Source organism: Pseudarthrobacter sp. 10T415 (assembly GCF_056394175.1).
The window spans coordinates 20,912-44,343 of record NZ_JBFTHJ010000016.1; the positions used below are offsets into that span (position 1 = coordinate 20,912).

Below are 23,432 nucleotides of genomic sequence, written 5' to 3' on the forward strand. Positions count from 1 at the left end.
GCCGAGGAATCCTCAGCCACCGGCTTTCAGAATACGTGCTGTGCGTGCTAGTTGGCTTCGCTGACTTCCGGCGTCGCCACGGAGCCGCGGGCATCCAGATCGCGCAGCTGGCCTTCGATGTAGGCCTTCAGGCGTGAGCGGTAGTCGCGCTCGAAGCCGCGGAGCTGCTCCACCTTGCGTTCCAGGACGGAGCGCTGCTGCTCAAGTGCGCCAAGGATCTTGCGGGACTTTTCCTGGGCGTCGTTGACGAGGCTGCTGGCTTCGATCTGCGCCTCGGCGATGATCTTGTCCTTCTGCGACTGGCCGTCAGCGACGTGGCGATCGTGCATCTGCTGCGCCATGGCCAGCAGGCCGGCAGCGGATTCAGCGGAGGGGGTGGACGTGGAGGCCGCTGCAGCAGCGGGGGCTGCGGCGACGGGAGCGGCCGGCTGGACGTCCTTCTTCTTCGCCTCGGCAGCCTTGGCCTCAGCTTCGGCCTTCTCGCGGGCTTCGTCCTTGTCAGCCTTGACGGGCGCGGGAACCTTCTCCACCACGGGGGCGGCAGCGGCGGTTGCCGGAACGCTGGAACCAGCCTCAGCGAGCTTCTTGCGGAGCTCGTCGTTCTCCTGGTTCAGGCGGCGAAGTTCAACGACGATCTCGTCCAGGAAGTCATCAACTTCGTCCTGGTCGTAGCCCTCGCGGAACTTGGTCGGCTGAAAGCGCTTGTTGACAACGTCTTCTGGCGTCAAAGCCATCTGGTCACCTCACTGGTCTGGTTAGTCAGTAGGCCTTCCGGCCGTCAAAACTACGGTACCTAAATTTGGTCTGCTATCTCTAATTCAACACTGGAGTGTCAAACTCGAGTTTCCCTGCTTCACACTAGCCGGTCCCGGTGGCACCGACCTGCGTTGCATGGGTGTAAATCTCTGAATCAGGCGAAGCTTCTGGTGATTCCCATCGCAATGCTGACCGCGATGAAGAGGATCAGGAATCCAAGGTCCAGCGAGATGCCGCCCAAACGCAGCGGCGGGATCAGCCGGCGGAGCACTTTCAGGGGCGGGTCCGTGATGGAGTACACAGCGTGCGCCACCACCAGGGCAACGCCGCGCGGCCGCCATTCCCGGGCGAACATCTGCACCCAGTCGAATACCAGGCGGATGATCAGGGCAACAAAAAACAGCAGGAGCGCGAGATAGACAAGTCCGAAAACAATTCCCATGCCTTAACCCATATCTCCATGTTCAAGAAAGCCGATGCCGCGGTGGCGCCGATGTGTTGTTCCTATTTCAGCACAGATGCCAGACAGGTGTCCCTGCCTGGCATCCGTTCAACGTTTGCGGGTCAGCTCTGGTTGAAGAAGCTGGCCTGGGTGTCGCTTGCCTTCTTGTCGTCGCCAATGACCTCAACGTAGGACGGCGACAGGAGGAACACCTTGTTGGTGACCCGTTCGATGCTGCCGCGCAGGCCGAACACCAGCCCGGCGGAGAAGTCCACCAACCGCTTGGCATCCGACTCACCCATGTCGGTGACGTTCATGATCACCGGAATGCCGTCCCGGAAGCTCTCACCGATGAGTTTGGCATCGTTGTAGGAGCGGGGATGGATAGTGGTGATCTGGCGGAGGCCTGAGGTCTCTTCGCGGCTGGAGGCCGCACGCTTGATGGGGGTCACTGGGGCGCGGTATTCCTCTTCGGGGGTGTAGGACATTTCACGGCTGACCTCGCGGACGGGTGCAGGTGCACGGCGTTCCTCGCGGTCTGCTTCCATTGTTTCGTCCTCATCCTTACGTGTGTTCAGTTGCTCGGACTCGTAATGCTCATCGCCGTCGGCGAGCCCAAGATAGATCATTGTCTTGCGCAGAGCGCCGGCCATGGTCGACTCCTAATCGTGTCCCGTAAGCGGGCCGCCCAATGACTTGACAGCACTGGAGTCCCCCGCCCAACTTCCAACAGTCCCGACGCTACCGCACGGCCGGACGCGATCCGAGAATATCGGAACCGATCCGCAGGTGTGTCGCCCCAAATTTGATCGCAGCTTCGAGGTCCTGGCTCATACCGGCCGAAATGCCGGATGCCGCCGGGTGGGCCTGCACCAGCCGTTCCGAGACCCCGGCGAGCTTCTCGAAGGCCGGTTCGGGCGCGGCACCGAGCGGGGCCACCGCCATGACACCGGCCAGGCGCAACCCTTCCGCAACGGCGATCCGATCGGCCAGCGCCGAAACGTCGGCGGGCAACGCGCCGCCCCGGTGCGCCCCGGCGTCGTCCTCAAGACTGACCTGGATGAAACAGTCCAGCGGCGCCCGCCCTGTGGCGTCCTGTTCGTTGAGCACCGCTTTGGCAAGCGCATCAACGAGCTGGGGCCGGTCCACCGAGTGGACAGCAGCTGCATACCGCACCACGGACTTTGCCTTCTTGGTCTGCAGCTGGCCGACGAAATGCCAGGCCAGGCCGGCCTCAGCCAGCTCGGCCGCCTTGGCCGCGGCCTCCTGGTCCCTGTTCTCGCCGACGTCGGTGACGCCCAGGGCGGCGAGGCGGCGGATGTCATCTGCTGGATGGAACTTGGTGATCACGATCAGCCTGGGCGGCTGGCCTTCGCGCCCGGCCGACCCGACTGCCCTCGCGATACGCTCCCGTACGGCCTCCAGCCGCCCGGCAAGTTCGCGGAGGCGGGGATCACCAGCTGTTGCGGGGTCATTCATGGCACCACACCAAGCCTGCAAAGCGGCCGGTGTGGCGGTCCCGGCGATAGGAGTACAGTGACGGCGTCTCGAGGGTGCAGGGCCCGCTGTATTCAACAGTCACGCCGGCGTTTTCCAGCTGGCTCCGCGCACCGGCCGGCAGGTCGAGGCCGGGAGTGCCCCAGGAGGTTGTGCTCCGGGTGGCAGGCACTGCGGCAACTACTTCCTCCTGCATGGCACCGGGGACTTCGTAGCAGCGTCCGCAAATCGAGGGTCCAAGCCAGGCCCGGATGCCGGTGGCCCCCAACGAGGCCATGCGCTCCAGTGCCGCGGGGATGACTCCGCTGGCAAGGCCGGGACGGCCGGCGTGGGCCACGGCCAGGACTGGTCCATCGGTTGACACACCGGCCAGGATCACGGGGATGCAGTCTGCCACCATCACGGCCAGCGGAGTGCCGCGTGACACCATCGCGTCCGCCTCGGGGGCGGGACTGACGGCATCCATCAGCACCACGTCTGTTCCATGGACCTGGTTCATGAACCGGAGGCTGCCGGCGCTGACGCCGATCTCCTGTTCGAGCCGTGCCCGGCGTTGCCGAACCGCTTCGGGATCGTCTCCGACGTGGAGCGCCAGGTTGCCGGCGTCGCTGTTCGTAAAAGCGGCCGACACCCCCGGAAGGATGCCGGCCCGCCAGTGGAACAAGCCGCTGCCTACTTCAGGAAGTCGGGGACATCCAGGTCGTCCTGGTGGTTGCCGGTAAGGTCCGGCTCCACTACGGACGGCAGGTCCACGTCGAAACCGGAATCTGCGGGTACCGCAGTGGGGCGCTGCTGGCCCCAGTTGCTCAGGCCGGCCGCGCCGACGCCTGCGTGGACCGGCTGGACGTTTGACTGGTAGCTGCCGCCCTGGTTGTTGCCGGCGGACGGCGCCTGCGACGGCGCAGGTGCTGCGGGCCGTTGCGGCGCAGCCTGCGCCTGCGGCTGGGACTGGTCCATGGAGGGCGATGTGGCCTTGACGTCGTCGAAGCCTGCTGCGATGACGGTGACCCTCGCCTCGTCGCCGAGGGCGTCATCGATCACGGCACCGAAGATGATGTTCGCTTCGGGGTGGGCAACTTCCTGGACCAGGCGCGCGGCTTCGTTGATCTCGAACAGGCCGAGGTCCGAGCCGCCCTGGATGGACAGCAGCACACCGTGGGCGCCGTCGATGGAGGCCTCCAGCAGCGGCGAAGCGATGGCAAGCTCGGCGGCCTTCACGGCGCGGTCTTCGCCACGGGCGGAGCCGATGCCCATGAGCGCGGAGCCGGCACCCTGCATGACCGACTTGACGTCGGCGAAGTCGAGGTTGATCAGGCCCGGGGTGGTGATGAGGTCGGTGATGCCCTGGACGCCGGACAGCAGCACCTGGTCGGCTGAGCGGAAGGCGTCGAGGACCGAGACGTTGCGATCGCTGATGGAAAGAAGGCGATCGTTGGGGATCACGATCAGGGTGTCCACTTCGTCGCGCAGCGCGTCAATGCCGGATTCGGCGGAGCCCGCGCGGCGGCGGCCTTCGAATGTGAAGGGACGGGTAACGACACCAATGGTCAGGGCGCCAAGGGAGCGCGCAATGCGGGCGACGACGGGCGCGCCGCCGGTGCCGGTTCCGCCGCCTTCGCCGGCGGTCACGAAGACCATGTCGGCTCCGCGCAGCACTTCCTCGATTTCGTCGGCGTGGTCCTCGGCGGCCTGCTTGCCCACCTCCGGGTTGGCGCCGGCGCCGAGGCCGCGGGTCAGTTCCCGGCCTACATCGAGCTTGACGTCGGCGTCGCTCATCAGCAGTGCCTGGGCGTCGGTGTTGATGGCGATGAATTCAACACCTCGGAGGCCGACCTCGATCATGCGGTTGACTGCGTTCACGCCACCGCCGCCGATGCCGACGACTTTGATGACGGCCAAGTAATTCTGCGGAGCTGCCACGTTACGTGTCCCTTGTTCGTGTCTTATTGCGAAAAACTGATGGTGAGCTTGAAGCCTGTAACCTTAACCTTCGAGTTGAAGGTTATAGTTATGTCAAGTAACTCATGTCTGTGACGGTATTTCCTCTGGTTCCCACATTCAATAACCGGGTCCGCGTGTCGGATTAATACCGGGAAAGAAAGCGGCTCACCGTGTCACCGGATGCCGCGGAACGCTGACGTCGTAGACCTGTACGGGGTTCTTCGGATCCGCCGGAACCTTCAGCAGCGCAGCCAGCACCTTGGCTTTGAGTTCCTTCTCCGAGGCGTTGCCCCACACGATGATCTGGCCATCAACCAGCTTGAGCTCCACCGCGTCAACGGACTTGGCGGAAGCGTTCGACAACTTCGCCAGGACATCCGCGGGAAGGGCGCCCAGCACAGCAGCGGTGGCCTTGAACAGGTCCTGTCCAATGGCACCGGCGCCGCCGTCGATCAGCGGCAGGGATACGGACGCCGGGTCCGCGGTGGTGGCCAGCTGCACGCCGTCCACGTCCACCAACTGGTACTGCTCCCCCTGCTTGACAAGAGCCACGGGCACCCGCTCGTGCACGGTGACAGCAAGCCCGGAGGGCGGCCTGGCCTCGGCAGACACGGACTTGACCTGGACCAGTGGCTCGAGGAGCCGGCTGACGTCGTCGTCGCCGATCTGCGGCAGGGGCTTCCCCTGCAGCGGTTCGAGCGCCGCCTGAACCTGGGCAGGCGTCAGCAGTGACGTGCCGGACACGGTAATGGTGCGCAGCGCAAGCACCGGCGAGTACACGGCAGCGGCCAGGAGGGCAGCCACCAGTGCACACACAGTGCACAGCACCAGAAGCAACCTCCGCCTGCGCCGCTTTCCCCTGGGTTCAGGGAAGGCGAGGACGTTGGCGGCCGGGCCGGAATCAGCTGCGGGCGCTTTCCTGCCGCCTGTCCCGCTGGTGCGGGCGGCGGCCTTCTCCGACGTCTGGACCGGTACGTTCCGCGACGCCGAAATCACCTCGTCCGCATCCGGGGAGCCTGCGGGATCCGTCTGGCTCCGCCCGCCGGTTACCGGGCCTTTACGGCCGGTCGGGGTGTAGGTGGGACGGCGCGTGCTAGCCACCCAGGGCCTCCACGATCCGCGGACCGTATCCGGTCACGTCGCCGGCGCCGGCGGTCAGCACGATGTCCCCGTCCGCGGCCGCGTCCGCGACGGCGGCCACGGCCTCTTCTGCGCTCACCAGGCGTCCCCGGCCGGCCATATGGTCGGCAATGAGCTTGCTGGTGACGCCGGGGATGGGGTCCTCGCGGGCAGGGTAGATGTCCAGGACCAGCGCGGTATCCGCCAACTCCAAAGCCTCGGCGAACTCGCGGGCAAATTCCCGGGTGCGGGAGAACAGGTGCGGCTGGAACAGCACGTGCACCTTGTGCTCCCCCGCGACTGAGCGCGCGGCGGTCAGGGCAGCGCGGACCTCGGTGGGATGGTGGGCGTAGTCGTCGAACACCCGCACGCCGCGGGCTTCGCCCTTCAGTTCGAACCGTCGGGACGCGCCGGAGAAGGAGGCCAGTGCTGACGCGGCAGCGCCGGGTGCAACCCCAAGTTCAAGTGCCACGGCGAACGCGGCCGCCGCGTTCAGCGCATTGTGCCGGCCGGGTACCTGCAGCGCGAGGTCGAACCGCCCTTCCGCGGTGGATACCGCAACCCTGCCGGGGCCGTCGTCGTGAAGCTTCAGGTCGGCGTCGCCGGCGGTGCCATACAGCAGGACGCGAGTGTTGCCCGCCTGGCGGGTGCGCTCGGCCAATGCCCGTGCGCCGGGGTCGTCGGCGCAGGCCACAAGGAGTCCGCCGGCGGGCAGCAGGGCGGCGAACTTGTCGAACGACTCGTATACGGCTTCGGCTGTGCCGTAGTGGTCCAGGTGGTCGGCTTCGACGTTGGTCACCACGGCGATCTGCGGCCGGTAGTTCAGGAACGAACCATCCGATTCGTCGGCTTCCGCCACAAAGATCCCTGACGTGCCGTGCGCGGCATTAACCCCCAGGGAAGGGACGTTGGCGCCGATGGCAAAAGATGGGTCCAGACCGGCGCCCTGGAGCAAAACCGTGACCATGGACGTGGTGGTGGACTTGCCGTGGGTGCCGGCAATGGTCACCACCGTGTCCTCCCCCATCGTGGCCGCCAGCGCTTCGGAGCGGTGCAGCACGGGCAGCCCGGCCTGCCGGGCCGCGGCCAGCTCGGGGTTGTCCGCCCTGATCGCCGACCCCGCCACAACGGTCTGGGCATCGCCCAGGTTGCCTGGCCCGTAACCGACGGCGATCCTGGCACCCTTTGCTGCGAGGTCGCGCATGACGGGAAGGTCCTTGGCATCGGATCCGCTGACGGGGACGCCGCGCGCCACCATGATCCTGGCGACGGCGGACATGCCGACTCCGCCCACCCCGATGAAGTGGACCCGGCCCAGGGATGCCAGGGAGCCCTGGGATTCGCTGCCGGAAAGGTCATGGTTGCTCATGCGGACACCGCTTCCAGGATGAGGGCAGCCATCCGCCGGTCGGCGTCACGGACACCCAGCCTGTAGGAGTTGGCTTCCATGGTGGCCAGCCGTGCCTTATCGGTGACCAGCGGGACGAGCTCCTTGGCCAGCCATTCGTCGGTAAAGTCGCGGTCCTGGACCAGCAGGGCGCCGCCGGCGGCCACCAGGCCGGCGGCGTTCAGGGCCTGTTCCCCGTTCCCGATCGGCAACGGCACCAGGACGGCCGGCACGCCAACAGCGGCCACCTCGCAGACGGTCGCAGCGCCGGAGCGGGCCAGCAGCACGTCTGCCGCAGAGTAGACGAGTTCCATCCCGTCCACGTATTCCACCTGGCGGTAGCCCGGCGCGGCCAGCGGCTGGCCGGCTCCGTCCAGGACCGACTTGCCGCGCCCGGTGATGTGCAGGGTTTGGATCCCCGCGGCAGCCAGCTGCCCCACGGACGCTGCGATGGTGCGGTTGATGCTTTGGGCACCGGAGGATCCGCCGGTGACGATGAGGGTGGGCTGCTGCGGATCAAGTCCGAGGGCCTCCCGGGCGGCGGTCCGCGCAGCGTTCCGGTCCAGGCCCGAGATTTCTGTCCGCATGGGCATGCCGACATGCACCGCGTGCCGCAGCGGCGTCCCTTCGAAAGCGACGGCCACCCGCGAAGTCATGCGTGCGCCCACCCTGTTGGCAAGCCCGGGGCGGGCGTTCGCCTCGTGGAGGACGATGGGGATCCGCCGCTTCCGGGCCGCGAGGTACATCGGCGTGCATACGTAGCCGCCCACACCCACCAGCACGTCGGCGCCAGCCCGGTCCAGGATGTCGCCGGCCTGGCGGACTGCGCCGGCGAGCCTGGCAGGAAGCCGCAACAGGTCGGCCGACGGTTTGCGCGGGAACGGGACCCGGTCGATCGTCGCCAGTTCAACCCCTGCCGCCGGCACAAGGCGGGTTTCCATCCCGGACGGTGTGCCGACCGCAAGGATGCCGGCGCCCGGCGAAGCGGTCTTCACGGCCGCGGCGATGGCAAGGAGGGGACTGATATGGCCGGCTGTGCCGCCGCCGGCCAGGACGATGGATGGGTTCTTCGGGTTCATGTGGGATCAGGCACGCTTTCTAGCAGTCTTCTTGTTCCGGGGGGCTTTCTCCCGCCCCGTGGCCTTGAACTTCAGCATCCGTTTGGGACGGATGGCAGGCGCCATCTGTTCCCTGGCCAGGGAAAGCACCACGCCAATGGCGCAGAGGGACATCAGCAGCGCGGAGCCGCCATAGGAGATGAAGGGCAGGGGTACGCCGATCACGGGCATAAGGCCGGTCACCACGGACATGTTCACGGTGGCCTGGCCCAGGAGCCACACCATGATGGTGCCCGCCAGGACGCGGTGGAAGGTGTCTTCCTGGGCCACCACCACGCGGTAGATGGCCGCGCCGAGGATCGCGAAAAGGATGAGTACGACGACGGTGCCCACCAGGCCCAGTTCCTCGCCGATGATGGCGAAGATGAAGTCGTTGTGGGCTTCGGGGATCCAGCTGTACTTCTGCCGGCTTTGTCCCAGCCCCACGCCGAACCAGCCGCCCGAAGCCAGCCCGTAGAGACCGTTGGTGGCCTGGTAGTTGGCGTCGATGCCGTCGGCACAGGATTCGCCCGTCCACCAGGAGGTGATGCGGCACATGCGGTTGGAGCTGGTGATGGCCATGACTGCCGCGCCGGCGGCGCCCAGCAGCCCGGCGATGCCGAAGAAGTACAGGGGTACGCCCGCGAAGAACAGCGCCGCGGCGGCGATCATCATGATGATCATGGCAGTGCCGAGGTCGTTGCCGATCAGCACCAGGCCGATGACGATGACGGCCACCGGGATGGCCGGGACAAAGACGTGCTGCCAGCGCCGCAGCAGTTTGGCCTTCATGGCCAGCACTGTGGCCATCCAGAGTGCCAGGGCGAGCTTTGACGCCTCGGAGGGCTGGAAGGTGATGCCGCCGAGGTCGATCCAGTTCTTGTTGCCGTTGACTTCCGCGCCCACCACCTGCACCAGGGCCAGCAGGACCATGGCGGCGATAATTGCGGGCCAGGCGAGGCGCTTGAGCCAGACCACGTTGATCCGGGACAGGACGAACATGGTGAAGATGCCGATGCCCGCGAACATGCCCTGCTTCAGGGCGTCACCATAGGGCGATTTTCCTGCGGCAATGGACTCTACGCTGGAGGCCGACAGGACCATCATGATCCCGATCGCCGTCAGCGCCAGGGTGGAGCCGAGGATGAGGTAATACGTGGAGCCGTTACGGGACGTTCCGTTGCCCTCGAGGGCTGACCAGAAACTGCGGTAGGCCTTTTTGAGCCGGACCGTAACAGGTGCCGGGCGCTGCGCCTTCGTAGCTGTGGAGCCGGTGCCGGCCGGACGGCCTGGCCGCCCGGCTGGTTGCCGGCGCGTGGGCGTGCTGACCATTTTTACTCCTCGCCGGTCTTGGCCTGCCCTTCCACCAGCCCGCGGACAGCTTCGATGAATGTGTTGCCGCGGTGTGCGTAGGAAGAGAACTGATCCATGGAAGCAGCTGCCGGAGCCATCAGCACAGTATCGCCGGAGCCGGCCAGCTGGGCTGCTGTCGCAACGGCCAGGGACATGACCTGTTCCCCGGCAAGGGGGGAACGGGTACCGGTGGCACCTTCCGCTGCAGCAGTCTGCATCTCTTCAGTGTCACCCGGGGCCGCCGCGATCACGGGGACATCCGGCGCGTGTCGCTGGAGGGCACCGGCAAGCTCGGAGGAGTCGGTTCCGATCAGCACCACGGCCTTGAGGCGGTGCGCCTGCTCGCGGACCAGGTCGTCGTAGGTGACGCCCTTGGAGAGGCCGCCGGCAATCCAGACGACGTTGGAGAAAGCCGCCAGTGAGGCTGCGGCAGCGTGGGGGTTGGTGGCCTTGGAATCGTTGACCCACAGCACGCCTTCGTGGCGGGCTACCGGCTGGATGCGGTGGTCGCCGGGAACGTAGTCCCGGATCCCCTGGCGGACGGCTGCGGCGTCGACTCCGTAGGCGCGGACCAGTCCGGCGGCGGCAAGCGCGTTGGCCACCATGTGCCGGGGAGCGATCGGACCGAGGTCGGCCATGGCGGCGAGCTCCGCGGCGCTGTCCCGCCGCTCTTCGATGAAGGCGCGGTCCACCAGGAGGCCCTCCACAACTCCCAGCATGCTGACCGCGGGAGTGACGGTGGTGAAGCCGATGGCGCGGCACCCTTCCACGACGTCGGCGTTCTCCACCATGCGTTCGGTTTCGAACTGCTCGGCGTTGTAGATGCAGGCCTTTTGGGTCTGTTCGTAGACCTTGGCCTTGTCCGCCAGGTAGGAGTCGTAGGAGCCGTGCCAGTCCACGTGGTCTTCGGCAACGTTGAGGCAAACGCTGGCCAGCGGCGACAGGGATTCCGCCCAGTGCAGCTGGAAGCTGGAGAGTTCGACGGCGAAGACGTCGTATTCGACGGGTTCCCGGATGGCGTCAAGGATGGGCTTGCCTACGTTGCCCACCGCGATGGCCTTCAGCCCTGCGGCCCGCAGCATGGATTCGGTGAGGCCCACAGTGGTTGTCTTGCCGTTGGTGCCGGTGATGGCGAGCCAGTCGGCGGTCTTGCGTCCCTCGCGCCGGCGGACCCGCCAGGCAAGTTCGACGTCGCCCCAGACCGGGATGTGTGCGCGGGCCGCTGCTGCCAGCAGGGCCTGGTCCGGACGCCACCCCGGCGAGGTGACGATCAGTTCCGGCAGTTCACCGTCGATCCGTGGAATGCGGGTAACAGCTTCTTCGCCGAGAAGGACATCGGCGGCGCCGACGATTTTCAGGGTGTCGGCCGAAGCCTTGGCGGTGTCGCTGGTGGCGGCGTCGACCACCACTACCCGGGCGCCCAGTTCGATCAGGGTGTCCGCGGCGGCAAAGCCGGAGACACCGATGCCGGTGACTGCCACGCGCAGCCCGGACCAGTCTGAGTCCCAGGTAACGAGATTTTCCAGGCGGGGGGAAACGGTCACAGCAGCACAACCCATTCAGCGTAGAAGATACCCAGCCCAACGGCGACGAAGAGGCCGCCGAGGATCCAGAACCTGACCACCACGGTGACTTCTGCCCAGCCCTTGAGTTCGAAGTGGTGCTGCAGGGGAGCCATCTTGAAGACACGTTTGCCGCCGGTGGCCTTGAAGTAGCCCACCTGGATGATGACGGAGAGGGTGATGAGGACGAAGAGTCCGCCAATGATGCCCAGCAGCAGTTCGGTGCGCGAGAGGATCGCGAACCCGGCGATGGCACCGCCGATCGCCAGGGAACCGGTGTCGCCCATGAAGATCTTGGCCGGCGAAGTGTTCCACCAGAGGAAGCCCACCAGGGCTGCGCTCATGATGGCCGCCAGCAGGGCGAGGTCCAGGGGGTCGCGGACGGAGTAGCAGCCGCTGCCGGCTTCCCGCGGCGAACCGCAGGCCTGGTTGCTCTGCCAGATCCCCATTAGGGTGTAGGCGCCGAAGACCATGACGGAGGCGCCGGCCGCCAGCCCGTCAAGGCCGTCAGTGAGGTTGACGCCGTTGGTGGCGGCGGTGACGATCAGGTTGGACCAGACCACAAAGAGGATCGCCCCGAGGACGGTTCCGCCGAAGGCGAGGTCGAGCCACGGCAGGTCACGGACCAGCGAGATCTTGGTGGAGGCGGGCGCAAGCCCGGATTCGTCCGGAAAGTTCAGTGCCAGTACGGCGAAGATGACGCCGACGGCGGCCTGCAGGATCAGTTTCGCCTTGGCGTCCAGGCCCAGGCTTCGCTGTCGCGAGATTTTGATGAAGTCGTCGAGGAACCCGACGAGGCCCATGCCCACCATGAGGAACAGCAGGATCAGGGCGGAGGCGGACGGCCCCGGGGAATCCGGGTTCATCAGGAACATGATGAGGTGCGTGAGCCCGTAGCTGAGCAGTACGGCGGCCACCACCACGGTGCCGCCCATGGTGGGCGTTCCGCGCTTGGTGTGGTGGGACGTGGGTCCGTCATCGCGGATGAACTGGCCGTAGCCGCGGCGGACCAGCAGCCTGATGAACAGCGGGGTTCCGACGAGGGCGCAGAGCAGGGCCAGCCCGGCGCCGATCAAAAGTGCAATCACAGCTGTGTGCTCCTTTCATCGGCGTTCAGGGGGGTTTGTGGGGGTAATGCTATCCGATCGCCCAGATGGCGCAGGCCCACGCTGTTGGAGGACTTGAAGAGGACCAGATCGCCCGGCTCGAGCCCGGTACTGAGGAGCTCGTAGGCCTCGTCAGGGGTTTCTGCGAACAGGCATTCGTCACCCCAGGAGCCTTCCTGGACGGCTGAGACATAGAGGGCCCGCGCTTCCCGGCCCACCACCACCAGCCTGGAGATGTTGAGCCGGACCACCTGCGTGCCCACGGCGGTGTGCTCCCGGATGGAGTCGTCGCCGAGTTCAAGCATCGCCCCAAGCACCGCCCAGGTCCGCCTGCCGCGCCCAAGATCGGCGAGCGTGCGCAACGCCGCCCGCATGGATTCGGGATTGGCGTTGTAGGCATCGTTGATCACCGTGACGCCGTCCGCACGTTCGGTGCGTTCCATCCGCCAGCGGCTTGCCGCACTTTGGTTACTCAAGCCGGCGGCGATGTCTGCGCCGGCCATGCCGGCGGCGAAGGCCGCAGCCGCCGCGGCCAGCAGGTTGCCGGTGTGGTGCGACCCGATGAGCTTGCTGGCCACATGGTGCGGGCCGTCGCCGCCGGGCAGCTGGAGATCGAATTCCGGGTTGCCTTGTTCGTTGGTGTCGGCGCCGAGGGCCTGCACGGCGGCTCCGTCGCGTCCTTCGGCGCTGAAGCCGAGCACGGTGGCCGTGGTGCGGCCGCGCATGGCGGCCACCCTGTCGTCGTCGAGGTTGATGATCGCGGTCCCGCCGGCGGAGAGGCCTTCGACCATCTCCCCCTTGGCGAGGGCGATGTTCGCCACTCCCCCGAATTCGCCGGCGTGGGCGGTTCCGACCGCGAGAACTACTCCGATGTCCGGCTTCACCATGTCCGCGAGGTACCGGATGTGGCCGATCCCCGTCGCGCCCATTTCGATCACGAGATAGCGCGTGCCCTCGTCCGCCAGGAAGACGGTCAGAGGGACGCCCACCTCGCCGTTGTAGGAGCCTTTCGGTGCCACCGTTGCCCCCTGGGAGGCAAACAGCCCCGCCAGCAGGTCCTTGGTGGTGGTCTTGCCGGCTGAGCCGGTGATGCCGACGACGGTGAGTTCCTGGCCGGCCGCGGCGCGGGCGGCACGGATGCGCCGTACGGACTCCGCGGCCAATGCACCCATGGCGAGGACGGCGTCATCCACCAGTACCGATGGGTAGGAACTGCCGTCAGGCCTGGCCGCCGGGCGCTCCACGAGCGCCAGGACGGCACCGGATTCGAACGCTGCGGCGATGAAGTCGTGCCCGTCTGCGTGTTCTCCGGGCTTGGCGACGTACAGCGAACCCGGTGTGGCTTCGCGGGAGTCCGTCACTACCGATGTAGGCGTAATTCCGGGATCGGCGTCCAGGCGCCCCTTGGTGATGTCGGCAATTTCGGCCGCAGTAAAAGCAATCATCTCGGTCTAGGACTCTATCCGGTCGTCTTGGAGAACGTTGAATCCCCTGGCTGTCAAGGCGGTGCGCAGTTCCACGCGGTCGTCAAGGGCCAGATTGACGCCTTTGACTTCCTGCCAGACTTCATGGCCACGGCCGGCCACAAGGATGCTGTCCAGCGGGCCTGCGAGCTCTACTGCGCGCCGGATGGCCTCATCCCGGGGGAAGACCTCCAGGATCTCGCAGGGCAGCGATTCGCTGCTGCGCGCGTCTTCTGCACCCGCCAGGACGTCGGCGCGGATGGCGGCTGCGTCCTCGTCGTGGGGGTCGTCGTCAGTGATAATGACGGTGTCCGCGAGGCGGGCAGCCACCGCGCCCATCGCGGGGCGTTTGCCCTGGTCGCGCTGGCCGGTGGCACCGAAGACGACGATCAGCCGTGAGCCCGGAGCCGGCGGGCGGACGGCTTCGAGGGCACGGGCCAGCGCATCAGTGTTGTGGGCGAAATCGACGACGGCGGCGGGCTGCTCGGCGACGAGTTGCATGCGTCCGGGGACTGCAACGGTGAATGGGTCGGCCGTGTCCAGGGCGTCCTGGAGCACAGCGGTGTCCACCCCGCCGGTGAGGACCATGACCGCCGCCAGGGCGGCGTTGGCGACGTTGAAGCTGCCGGGCAGTCCCGTGTGCAGGCGAAGTTCGGCGCCGTCGGGACCTTTGAGCGTGAAAGCGGTGCCGAGGCCCCGGGGTTCGGTGGCGGCCACGGCCCAGTCCGCGGCTGCCCGCCCGTCCGTGCTGAGCGTGGTGACCGGAATGCCGGCGGTGCCGGCCAGGCGGCGGCCCCACTCGTCGTCGACCGTGACTACTGCCCTGCGGGCGCGCGCCGGCGTGAAGAGGTCGGCCTTGGTGGCGAAATAGTCATCCATGGTGCCGTGCAGGTCCAGGTGGTCCTGCGTCAGGTTGGTGAATCCGGCCACGTCAAACAGCACGCCGTCCACGCGCTGGTACGAAATGGCGTGCGAGGAAACCTCCATGGCTGCCGCGCCCAGTCCCCGTTCGCGCATAAGTGCCAGCAGCCCGTGCACTTCAGTGGACTCGGGGGTAGTCAGCAGGCTTGGAATGGGCTCCGTGCCGGCGAGGATCTCGATGGTCCCGATCAGGCCGGACCGGGTGCCGAGGGCGCGCAGCAGGGAGTTGATGAAGTACGTGGTGGTGGTCTTGCCGTTGGTGCCGGTCACGCCGAACAGCGTGAAGTCCTCGTCGGCGCCATCGGTGCTGCCGTAGATGGCCGCGGACAGCGGGCCCACCACGTTGCGGGGTTTGTCCACCACGAGGACCGCCACCGGGGTGTCGTTGCCCAACGCCAGCAGGCGCGCGCCGGCGTCGTCGGTCAGGACGGCTACCGCCCCGGCTTTCACGGCCTGTGCCACGAAGTCCGCGCCGTGGCGGGACGCGCCGGGGAGGGCTACGTACAGGTCGCCGGCTTCGACGGCCCGGGAGTTCAGGGTGATTCCCGTGACCGTGACGTCTGCTGCATGTCCGGGAACTGCGACGCCTACGGCGGCGCCGATGCTCTCCAGACGGACCGGTTCGACGGCGGTGGGCCGGAACCTGGCTTTGCTGGCAGGAGCGGCCGGAAGGGCGCTGCTGTGGGACGGCGTGAACTCTGACAAGGAATCTCCGATGGTGCTAGTGGACCGTGCCCGGCTGTGGCCGCAGCGGGCGCTGCTGCAGCGTGGTGGCGCCGGGGTGCTACTTGGCGAACTGGGGCAGCCTGGCCGGTTCGCCGGTGGACGGCTGGACGTTGTAGGTCCGCAGTGCCTGGCTCATGACCGACCGGAAGACCGGCCCGTTGGTAATTCCGTAGATGCTGCCCTTGGGCCGCTGGAGTACCACCTCAACAATAAACCGCGGATCATCCATCGGCGCCATGCCCACCATGGAGGCGGTGTAGCCGCAGAAACCGGACTTGCCGTCGTCGCAGGGCGATTCCGAGGTGCCGGTTTTGGCACCCACCCGGTAGCCGTCAATGGAGGCATCCTTGATCTGGCCCTCGGTAACGGCGCTTTCCAGGATGTCCTGGACCTGCTGGGCGGTGCTGTCAGAGACAACCTGGGTAGGGGGTGCTGCCGGCACCTTTTCCTCGGTTCCGTCGGCGGAAACATACGAGTCGATCAGGCGCGGCTGGAGCATCACCCCGTTGTTGGCCACCGACTGGAATGCCCGCACGGTCTGGAGGGTGGACTGGGACACGCCCTGCCCGAAGAGAACGGTGAATTCCTGCCGTCCGTCCCACTGGTCTGCGGGGGTGAGAATTCCGGAGGCGGTAGCGGGGAGCCCGATGTCCGGTGCCTGGCCAATGCCGAACTTCTGCAACCAGTCGTGGCGCTGTTCCTTGCTCAGGGCCTGGCCGGCCATCACGGTGCCCGTGTTCATGGAGTAGCCGAGGATGCCCGCCAGGGTGCGCTTCTCGGTGCCGTGCGAGAAGGAATCGGTAAACGTCTGGCCGTTGACCGTATACGAGGGGGGCAGCGTGTATTCGCTGAGCGGGTTGGCTTTGCCTTCCTCGATCAGGGCCGCTGCGGTCAGCATCTTCTCCACGGAACCCGGCTCGTAGGCTGCGGTAACGGCTCGGACGCCGCGGTCCTTGGCCGCCACCAGGCCAGGGTTGTTCGGATCCGGGGAGTTGGTGTCCGCCATGGCCACCAGGTTGCCGGTCTTGACGTCCATCACAATGATGACGCCCCATTCGGCGCTGAGCTTGTCCGCCTGGCTTTGGATGGCCTGCTGCGCAAAGTACTGGAGGTCGGAGTTGATGGTGAGCTTGACGTTCTTGCCGTCCTGCGGTGCGGTCAACTCGTCCACGCCCACCGGGATCCGGAGGCCGTCCGCCCCGATTTCGAACAGGCGCTTGCCATCCGACCCCTTCAGGAGGTCGTCCTGCGTCTGTTCGATGCCGGCCTGTCCGCTGCCGCCCTCCTGCAGGAAGCCGATGATGCCGCCCGCTACGGAGCCATTGGGGTAGACACGCTTGCTGACGCCTTCGGTCACGATGCCGGGCACCTGGAGTTTGGAAATGCGGTCCTCGACGTCCGGTTTCACGTCCTTGGCCACGATGTAGTAGCGCGATTCACCGGTAACGGCTTTGACGATGGCGTCCTTGTCCATGCCCAGGACCGCTGCCAGCTCGGTGAGGCCCTGGTCCCGGCTGACTTCGACGAGCTTTTCCTTGCCGTCGACATTATCCAGGCGCCGGTAGGTCTCGGTCTTGGTATTGAGCTGCTGGTCCACCACCACGTTGTAGCGGATCACACTGTTGGCCAGGACCGTGCCGTTGGCGTCCAGGATGCTGCCGCGCTCCGCAGGCAGGACCGTTTCGGTCATTCGCTTGTTGAGGGCAGCCTCAGCCATGCCACCGACGTCCAGGCCCTGGACCAGGAACAGCTTTCCGCCAACCACCAGCAGGAGGGAAAGCATGATGCCCAGGCCCAGGCGCAACCGTTTGGTGGGGTTGGGCGCTTTGCCGTTCACTGCCTTACCGGTCCTCTGCGCCACTGATCTTCCTTGCTGTTCGTCCCTCGTGCCTGCCAGTACCGCTGTTACTGTCCGGGCACCTTTTGCTGCGGTGCGGGAACTGTGCCGCCGTTGAGCTCGGCCGCGGAGGCCTGGCGGGCCGGTGCTGCCGCTGCGGGCGCCCCAGCGGCGGGAGCCGCGGCGGCGGACGGGGTTTCTGCTGCCGGCTTGCGGCTTGCCAGAGGTTCACCCGTTGAAGCCGGCGGCACCACGATCAGCTGCCCCGGGACGGCGGGGGCCGGAATGACGGCACCTTCGGTGGCACCCTTAACAGCCGGCGTCGCCTTGCCGGTGACGGAAAGGGTGGAGAGGTCGATTTGGCCCTTGACGGTTGAAGCCACCATTCCCAGGTCCTTGGCCTTGGCCGCAAGATTCTGCGGGGCCTCGAAGTTCTGCACCTGCTGGGTGAGGTCCTGGTTCTGCTTGGTCAGCGTGCTCTGCTTGCCGCGCAGTTCCACCAGCTGGTACTGCGCAGTGGATACCGAGATATTCAGGACCAGGACTGCCACCAGGGCTACTGCAAGCATCGCGAAGCAGAGCACGACGAAAGGAGCACGCCTCTTGCGGGGCATGCTGCGCACCACGGACAGCGGGGTACGGCTCTTCCGTTCCTCGCGCTGCGCCGGATTGCCGGGAGCGGCGGGAAAGTTCTTGACGGCAGCGGTGCTCATGCAGCTCTCCTGGCTCTGATTCGTTCCGCCGCGCGGAGCCTGGCTGAGGCGGCACGGGGGTTCTCGGCGATTTCGACGGCGGTGGGCACCTCGGTGCCCTTGGTCAGGATTTTGAGTTCGGGTTTATGCTCTTCCAGTTCCACCGGGAACCCGAGCGGGGCGGAAGACTTGGAGCGGCCCTGGAGGACGCCCTTGACGATCTTGTCCTCCAGGGAGTGGTAGGACATGACCACGATTCGTCCCCCCATTGCCAGCGCCTCCACGGCGGCCGGGACGGCGCGCTCCAGGACGTCGAGCTCCTCGTTGACTTCGATTCGCAACGCCTGAAAGGTCCGCTTGGCCGGATGCCCACCGGACTTGGCTGCTCCGGCAGGGACGACCGAACGGATCTGCTCCACCAGCTCTCCGGTGGTGGTGAATGGCTTCTCGCCACGTGCAGCGACGATCCGGTTCGCGATGCGGCCCGCGAACTTCTCCTCGCCCCACTTCCGGATGATCCGGACCAGCTCGTCCTCGCTGTACGTGTTGACGACGTCCGCAGCGGTCTGGCCGCGGCTGGTGTCCATCCGCATGTCCAGGGGAGCGTCGAAGGAGTAGGCGAAGCCGCGCTCCCGCTCGTCGAGCTGGAGCGACGAGACCCCAAGGTCCATCAGGATACCGGAGATTTCGGTGACGCCAAGGTCCGCGAGGACTTCGGGGATTTCGTCGTAAACGGCGTGGACCAGGTCCGTCCGTGCGCTGAATGGCGCAAGCCGCTCCCCCGCAAGGGCGAGCGCTTCCTCGTCACGGTCAATGCCGATCAGGTGGAGGTCCGGGAAACGCTGGAGCATGGCTTCGGAGTGCCCGCCCATCCCCAGCGTGGCGTCGATGACGATCGGGGCGTTGCCCTGCTGCCGTGCGGCATCGAATCCTGGGGCCAACAAATTGATGCACCGGTCCCGAAGGACCGGCACATGGCGTTCGGACGTTGGCTTCGGTTGTTCGTTCATGCCTCGTCCCTTCTCGCCGTTGTGGTCGCTGGTTCCGCTTCCGGGATCAGATCCCCATCCGCACCTACCGTCCCGCCTGCCTGGCTCCGGGGAAGTGAGTCAGGTTGGCTGGCCGATCGGCCGGCTGGAGATCTCATCCAGGAAACTTCCTGCGTGAAACTCCTGCTTACCGCTCCGGGATTCAGAGAATGCCCGGAATGGGATCGTCCGTTTCAGAGAAGGCTGTTTCCTTCTCCGCGAGGTATTCATTCCAGGCTTGGGCGTCCCAGATCTCGGCACGGGAGCCTGCGCCAATGACGGCCAGTTCCCTTCCGAGTCCTGCGTACTCCCGGAGCGCGGGAGGAATTGTCACGCGCCCCTGCTTGTCAGGTACCTCGTCAGAGGCCCCAGAGAGAAAGACACGGATATAGTCACGTGCCTGCTTGGAGGAGATTGGTGCCTCCCGCATCTGCTCGTGGACCCGCGCAAATTCCTTCTCACTGAAGACGTAGATGCAACGTTCCTGGCCCCTTGTGAGCACCAGCCCGCTTGCAAGCTCCTCACGGAACTTCGCAGGGAGAATGATCCGTCCCTTCTCGTCCAGGCGCGGCGAGTGAGTGCCCAGAAACACTGGCCCACCGCCTGTCCGATATCAGGAAATGCACATCCCCTATGTTGCAACCACCCTCTTATGCCCTCCACATTACTCCACTTTCCCCCACAGTCAACGCAAAATGGGGTGTGGTGGGCCAGGAAATTGGGATACCGGCCGCGGAATGGCGCCATTTTCAACCGGTGGTGGGAAGTGGAGTGGTTTTCCAGGGCATAGCGGGAATCAGGGAACCGGGCAACTGCCTGAATTGGCAGCAAACAGCGTTAAAGGAAAAGACCCGCCGCAGCGGGTCTTTCTGTTGTTGGCTCCCCTGCCGGGGAGCGAAGTGGAGGCTCCGGGTGGGGCCCGGTTACCGGCAGGACCTAGGGCTCACCGCGCCGGCGTTCGTCCCAACGCTCCTCGAGGTTGCTCATGAAGGAACTCCGCGGTTTGCCCGGCTTGCCGGTACTGCCCTTGGCGCCATCCTTGGCTGCCGAAGAACTGCGCATCGTCGCAAAATACACGCCGCCACCCATGACGATAAAGCCAAGGACACCGACGAAGATGCTCTGCAGCGTGACGCCAACCAGCAGCAGGAACACGCCTGCCAAGGCACCAAGGACGCCGATCACCACATGCCTGGTTGACCACGAACGCCCGGGGTCCGACCCCATGGAGTTCGCAAACTTCGGGTCGTCCTCGTGAAGCTGCTTCTCCAACTGCTCAAGCAGCTTTTGTTCGTGCTCCGACAGCGGCATCACGACCTCCTTCGTAGGCCAACGTCCGGGCTGGTCCCAGAAATTACTCCTGCACCCTTAACGGCTGGTGCACCTGTTCGGTTCCCATCTTCCCGCCTGGGCAGGAAGTTGAACCGGGCGCAAAGCCGCCGGAGCGGAAGCATGTCCAAAACGGTCCGGCAGTAGTCCAATCACTCAAAAACTATGTATCTCTAAGGATAGTTTGTTGCGGTCCGTTCTGAAAGACGGCGATTTCTTCCGAAACACGGGGACGGCCGTCTTTTGGTCCGTTTTAACCCGCACCGCTTCCGGGTTCCATGAGGCGGGCAGGAAGCACCGATTTGGAACCGAATTTTCGGGTGACCTCGTCCAGGACCTGTTCCGCGGCGCGCCAATTCTCATCCCGCCGGTCGATGGTTAGCTGCACTGAGGTTGTTGCCGTGTCCTCCAGCTGCTCGGCACGCACTCCCACCAGCCGGACGGACATGGCACGGGGCCCGACTGACTCCAGCAACTGGACCGCCACCGCATAGATCAGCTGTGCACTGTCCACGGGAGCCTGCAGGGTGCGGCTGCGGGTGATGGTGGAAAAGTCCGCAAAGCGCAGTTTCAAGGCCACGGTCCTCGCCACCATGCCGGAGCTTCGCAGGCGTCCGGCCGTGCGGTGGGACAGCCGAAGGAGTTCGCGGTGGAGGAGGGCGTCATCGGATGTGTCAACGGCAAAAGTCTCTTCCGCTCCGATGCTCTTTTCCAGCCGCACGGGCGTAACCGCCCTGGGGTCGATACCCCAGGACAGCCGGTGCACGTGCTCACCGCCGGCGCCGAGCATCCGGCGGAGAGTGGAAACGGGAGTGGCGGCCACATCCGCCACCGTCCGGATTCCCATCCGTGCCAGGACTTCAGCTGTCTTTGCCCCGACACCCCACAGCGCCCCCACCGGCAGGCTGTGCAGGTACGGCACGGTTTGATCGGGGCCGATGAGCAGCAGGCCGTCCGGTTTACAGCGGGTGGAGGCGATCTTCGCCACGAACTTCGATTCGGCGATGCCCACAGATGCCGTGATGCCGAGCTCCGAGGCGACCCGGCGCCGAATGAGTTCACCTATGTCCCTCGGGGGCCCCAGCCTGCGAATTGCTCCGGTGACGTCAAGGAAGGCTTCATCTACGCTGAGCGGCTCCACCAGTTCAGTCACGGATTCGAATATGGCCATCAGCTGCGCCGAGACTTCGTAGTACAGCTTGTGCCGCGGTTCGATGATGACGGCCTGCGGGCACATCCTGGCAGCGACGGCCATGGGCATGGCTGATTTAACGCCAAAGGCGCGCGCCTCATAGGAGCCGGACAGGACCACTGAGCGCTCCCCCGGAAAGCCGACGATCACTGGCTTGCCGCGAAGTTCGGGGCGTGTCCGGAGTTCGACCGAGACGAAGAAGGCGTCCATGTCCACGTGCATGATGCACTTGCGCCTGCCGCCCGGAAGGCGTGCTGCGGCTGGTTGGTTTCTAGCGTCGGGCCCCACGGCTGCAATCCTATCCGTAGGTACTGACTAAACTGGAGGCTGAATCCGGCATCAACACCAGGAGGAAAGTCCCTGTGACGGTCATTGGAAACTTCAAACCGGCTGGCCTGGCCGTTCTTGCCGCAGGCGCGGCACTGGCCCTGGCAGCCTGCAGCCCGACCCCGTCACCGGCACAGCCGTCACCGTCCTCCCCCGCCACTGTGCCCGCGACAGCACATGCAACCACTACTGCGTCGGCCAGCCCCAGCGCCTCCCCCAGCACTTCGGCAACTGTGGGGGCGCTTGTTGACGGCTTCCCGCAGCAGCTCCTCCCACTGATGCCGAACGCGACTGTCGTATCCAGCAGCTTTGACAAGTCGTCCGCGCCCGCAACCGCCGCGCTGGTGGCGACTGTCACCGGACCCACGTCCGCCGTCGTCGACTTCTACACGAAGGCGCTGGAAGCGCAGGGTTTCAAGGCGGTGCCCGGGGACTCCGTGGGGGCCGTGGCCTCCAAGGACTTTGTCCGCGGTGACAGCGAGACCGTCAACCTTTCGGTGGTTGAGGCATCCGGAGTGGCAACCTTCACCATCGGTGCCAACGTGGCTGCTGAGTCCGCCAAGTGACTGGCGCCGAGCAGTTAAGGAACGAACAGGCCGACTTTGTGGCCTCGGTGGCCGGGGAATTGACGGGCTTCCTCACGTCCCGCCAGGGGATCATGTCCGGCATCTCCCCGGACATCGATCCCATCATGGGTTCAATCTCGAACCTCGTCACCGGCGGCAAGCGGCTGCGCGCCCTGATGTGCTACTGGGGCTGGCGCGGGGCGGGTGGAGACCCCGGCGCCGCTGAGGTGGTGACGGCAGGAGCCGCCCTCGAACTCTTCCAGGCCGCCGCCCTGATCCATGACGACATCATTGACCGCTCGGATACCCGCCGTGGCGGCCCCAGCGTCCACCGCAGGTTCAGCCAACTGCACGAGGCCCAGGGCTGGGCCCTGGACAGCGGGCGGTTCGGGCAGGCAGCAGCCATCCTCGCCGGCGACCTGTGCCTTTCCTTCAGTGAAGAGGCATTCACGGATATCGGCGAACGGGCGGCGTCGGGAAGCCGGGCACGGTTGATCTTCAACCTTATGAGGGCCGAAGTCATGGCGGGGCAGTACCTGGATATCCTGGAAGAGGTGGCCGGCCCGGTCCGCGACCGCGCGGGCGCCGTCAGCCGGGCGCAGTCGATCATCAGGTTCAAGAGCGCCAAGTACTCCACGGAGCACCCCCTGGCCCTGGGCGGCGCCCTGGCCGGCGCCACCAACGACCTGCTGCGCGGCTATTCAGCCTTCGCCCTTCCCTTGGGTGAGGCATTCCAGCTTCGCGACGACGTCCTGGGAGTTTTCGGGGACCCCCTCACCACGGGCAAACCGGCCGGAGATGACTTGCGTGAAGGCAAGCGCACCGTGCTGGTGGCGCTGGCCCTGGACCAGGCTTCGCCGGCGGAGTCCGCCTTCATCGACTCCAGGCTGGGGAGCCCGCAGCTGGATGACGGGGACGTCCAGGAAATCCGCCGGATCATCGAAGACTCAGGAGCGCTGCAGGCCACCGAAGTGCTGATTGGGGAATACGGCAATGCGGCCTACGAGGCCCTGGAGGCGCTCCAGCTGGATGAGCTGCCCAAGACCGCACTCAGGAGGCTGGCCGAGGCTACTGTCAGCCGGGCCTCCTGA

The 23,432-nt window shown here is 66.0% G+C and carries 22 protein-coding genes; 2 read left to right on the forward strand and 20 right to left on the reverse strand.

The genetic code is table 11. The features are described from left to right. Positions 1–47: 47 nt before the first annotated feature. The 20 genes from AC1DBN_RS17215 to dinB all read right to left on the reverse strand — a co-directional run bounded on the left by AC1DBN_RS17215 (position 48) and on the right by dinB (position 21,670). Positions 48–734 carry a DivIVA domain-containing protein gene (locus AC1DBN_RS17215; RefSeq protein ID WP_015936787.1) on the reverse strand — a complete coding sequence of 229 codons (687 nt, stop codon included), beginning with the start codon at positions 732–734 and terminating at the stop codon, positions 48–50. 176 nt (positions 735–910) lie between these two features. Beyond that, positions 911–1,198, reverse strand: a complete 288-nt coding sequence (locus tag AC1DBN_RS17220; protein WP_056077522.1) for a YggT family protein — start codon at positions 1,196–1,198, stop codon at positions 911–913. Positions 1,199–1,320: 122 nt separating this feature from the next. Continuing rightward, complete coding sequence (locus AC1DBN_RS17225) at positions 1,321–1,851, reverse strand: cell division protein SepF (RefSeq protein ID WP_314216307.1); 531 nt, start codon at positions 1,849–1,851, stop codon at positions 1,321–1,323. Between the two features lie 88 nt (positions 1,852–1,939). Continuing rightward, a complete protein-coding gene (locus tag AC1DBN_RS17230) occupies positions 1,940–2,677 on the reverse strand; it encodes a YggS family pyridoxal phosphate-dependent enzyme (RefSeq protein WP_314216309.1) in 738 nt (245 codons plus the stop codon). Further along, a complete protein-coding gene (locus tag AC1DBN_RS17235) occupies positions 2,670–3,359 on the reverse strand; it encodes a purine nucleoside phosphorylase YfiH/LACC1 family protein (RefSeq protein ID WP_314216312.1) in 690 nt (229 codons plus the stop codon). Before AC1DBN_RS17235 ends, AC1DBN_RS17230 begins: the two co-directional genes overlap by 8 nt. A gap of 8 nt (positions 3,360–3,367) precedes the next feature. After that, positions 3,368–4,615, reverse strand: a complete 1,248-nt coding sequence (gene ftsZ / locus AC1DBN_RS17240) for a cell division protein FtsZ (RefSeq protein ID WP_314216314.1) — start codon at positions 4,613–4,615, stop codon at positions 3,368–3,370. Between the two features lie 186 nt (positions 4,616–4,801). Further along, complete coding sequence (locus AC1DBN_RS17245) at positions 4,802–5,737, reverse strand: cell division protein FtsQ/DivIB (RefSeq protein ID WP_477723764.1); 936 nt, start codon at positions 5,735–5,737, stop codon at positions 4,802–4,804. Next, a complete protein-coding gene (gene murC, locus AC1DBN_RS17250; RefSeq protein ID WP_314216318.1) occupies positions 5,730–7,124 on the reverse strand; it encodes a UDP-N-acetylmuramate--L-alanine ligase in 1,395 nt (464 codons plus the stop codon). The genes AC1DBN_RS17245 and murC overlap by 8 nt, the downstream gene beginning before the upstream one ends. Beyond that, positions 7,121–8,221: an undecaprenyldiphospho-muramoylpentapeptide beta-N-acetylglucosaminyltransferase gene (gene murG / locus AC1DBN_RS17255; RefSeq protein ID WP_314216320.1), complete on the reverse strand. Its 1,101-nt coding sequence runs from the start codon at positions 8,219–8,221 to the stop codon at positions 7,121–7,123. The genes murC and murG overlap by 4 nt, the downstream gene beginning before the upstream one ends. A 6-nt stretch (positions 8,222–8,227) precedes the next feature. Continuing rightward, positions 8,228–9,571 carry a putative lipid II flippase FtsW gene (gene ftsW, locus AC1DBN_RS17260; protein WP_314216321.1) on the reverse strand — a complete coding sequence of 448 codons (1,344 nt, stop codon included), beginning with the start codon at positions 9,569–9,571 and terminating at the stop codon, positions 8,228–8,230. A 2-nt stretch (positions 9,572–9,573) separates the two neighbouring features. Continuing rightward, positions 9,574–11,151 (reverse strand): UDP-N-acetylmuramoyl-L-alanine--D-glutamate ligase, encoded by a 1,578-nt coding sequence (gene murD, locus AC1DBN_RS17265; protein ID WP_314216322.1) that lies wholly within the window; start codon positions 11,149–11,151, stop codon positions 9,574–9,576. Beyond that, on the reverse strand, positions 11,133–12,242 hold the full coding sequence (gene mraY, locus AC1DBN_RS17270) for a phospho-N-acetylmuramoyl-pentapeptide-transferase (protein ID WP_056077552.1): 1,110 nt from the start codon (positions 12,240–12,242) through the stop codon (positions 11,133–11,135). Before mraY ends, murD begins: the two co-directional genes overlap by 19 nt. Then, positions 12,239–13,705 carry a UDP-N-acetylmuramoyl-tripeptide--D-alanyl-D-alanine ligase gene (locus AC1DBN_RS17275; RefSeq protein ID WP_314216324.1) on the reverse strand — a complete coding sequence of 489 codons (1,467 nt, stop codon included), beginning with the start codon at positions 13,703–13,705 and terminating at the stop codon, positions 12,239–12,241. The genes mraY and AC1DBN_RS17275 overlap by 4 nt, the downstream gene beginning before the upstream one ends. Before the next feature lie 6 nt (positions 13,706–13,711). Next, positions 13,712–15,349 (reverse strand): UDP-N-acetylmuramoyl-L-alanyl-D-glutamate--2,6-diaminopimelate ligase, encoded by a 1,638-nt coding sequence (locus AC1DBN_RS17280; RefSeq protein WP_314216325.1) that lies wholly within the window; start codon positions 15,347–15,349, stop codon positions 13,712–13,714. A gap of 79 nt (positions 15,350–15,428) precedes the next feature. Further along, positions 15,429–17,231, reverse strand: a complete 1,803-nt coding sequence (locus tag AC1DBN_RS17285; protein ID WP_091719482.1) for a peptidoglycan D,D-transpeptidase FtsI family protein — start codon at positions 17,229–17,231, stop codon at positions 15,429–15,431. A gap of 44 nt (positions 17,232–17,275) precedes the next feature. Beyond that, a complete protein-coding gene (gene ftsL, locus AC1DBN_RS17290) occupies positions 17,276–17,920 on the reverse strand; it encodes a cell division protein FtsL (RefSeq protein ID WP_314216326.1) in 645 nt (214 codons plus the stop codon). Then, positions 17,917–18,909, reverse strand: coding sequence for a 16S rRNA (cytosine(1402)-N(4))-methyltransferase RsmH (gene rsmH, locus AC1DBN_RS17295; protein ID WP_477723765.1), 993 nt, complete (start codon positions 18,907–18,909; stop codon positions 17,917–17,919). Before rsmH ends, ftsL begins: the two co-directional genes overlap by 4 nt. A gap of 181 nt (positions 18,910–19,090) precedes the next feature. Beyond that, positions 19,091–19,519 (reverse strand): division/cell wall cluster transcriptional repressor MraZ, encoded by a 429-nt coding sequence (gene mraZ, locus AC1DBN_RS17300; protein ID WP_009358613.1) that lies wholly within the window; start codon positions 19,517–19,519, stop codon positions 19,091–19,093. A 344-nt stretch (positions 19,520–19,863) separates the two neighbouring features. Then, on the reverse strand, positions 19,864–20,238 hold the full coding sequence (locus AC1DBN_RS17305; RefSeq protein ID WP_091719476.1) for a DUF3040 domain-containing protein: 375 nt from the start codon (positions 20,236–20,238) through the stop codon (positions 19,864–19,866). A gap of 271 nt (positions 20,239–20,509) precedes the next feature. Further along, a complete protein-coding gene (gene dinB, locus AC1DBN_RS17310; RefSeq protein WP_091719474.1) occupies positions 20,510–21,670 on the reverse strand; it encodes a DNA polymerase IV in 1,161 nt (386 codons plus the stop codon). A 140-nt stretch (positions 21,671–21,810) separates the two neighbouring features. Between dinB and AC1DBN_RS17315 the strand changes: the two genes are divergently transcribed. Next, positions 21,811–22,341, forward strand: coding sequence for a hypothetical protein (locus AC1DBN_RS17315; RefSeq protein ID WP_477723766.1), 531 nt, complete (start codon positions 21,811–21,813; stop codon positions 22,339–22,341). Continuing rightward, positions 22,338–23,432 carry a polyprenyl synthetase family protein gene (locus AC1DBN_RS17320; protein WP_477723767.1) on the forward strand — a complete coding sequence of 365 codons (1,095 nt, stop codon included), beginning with the start codon at positions 22,338–22,340 and terminating at the stop codon, positions 23,430–23,432. Before AC1DBN_RS17315 ends, AC1DBN_RS17320 begins: the two co-directional genes overlap by 4 nt.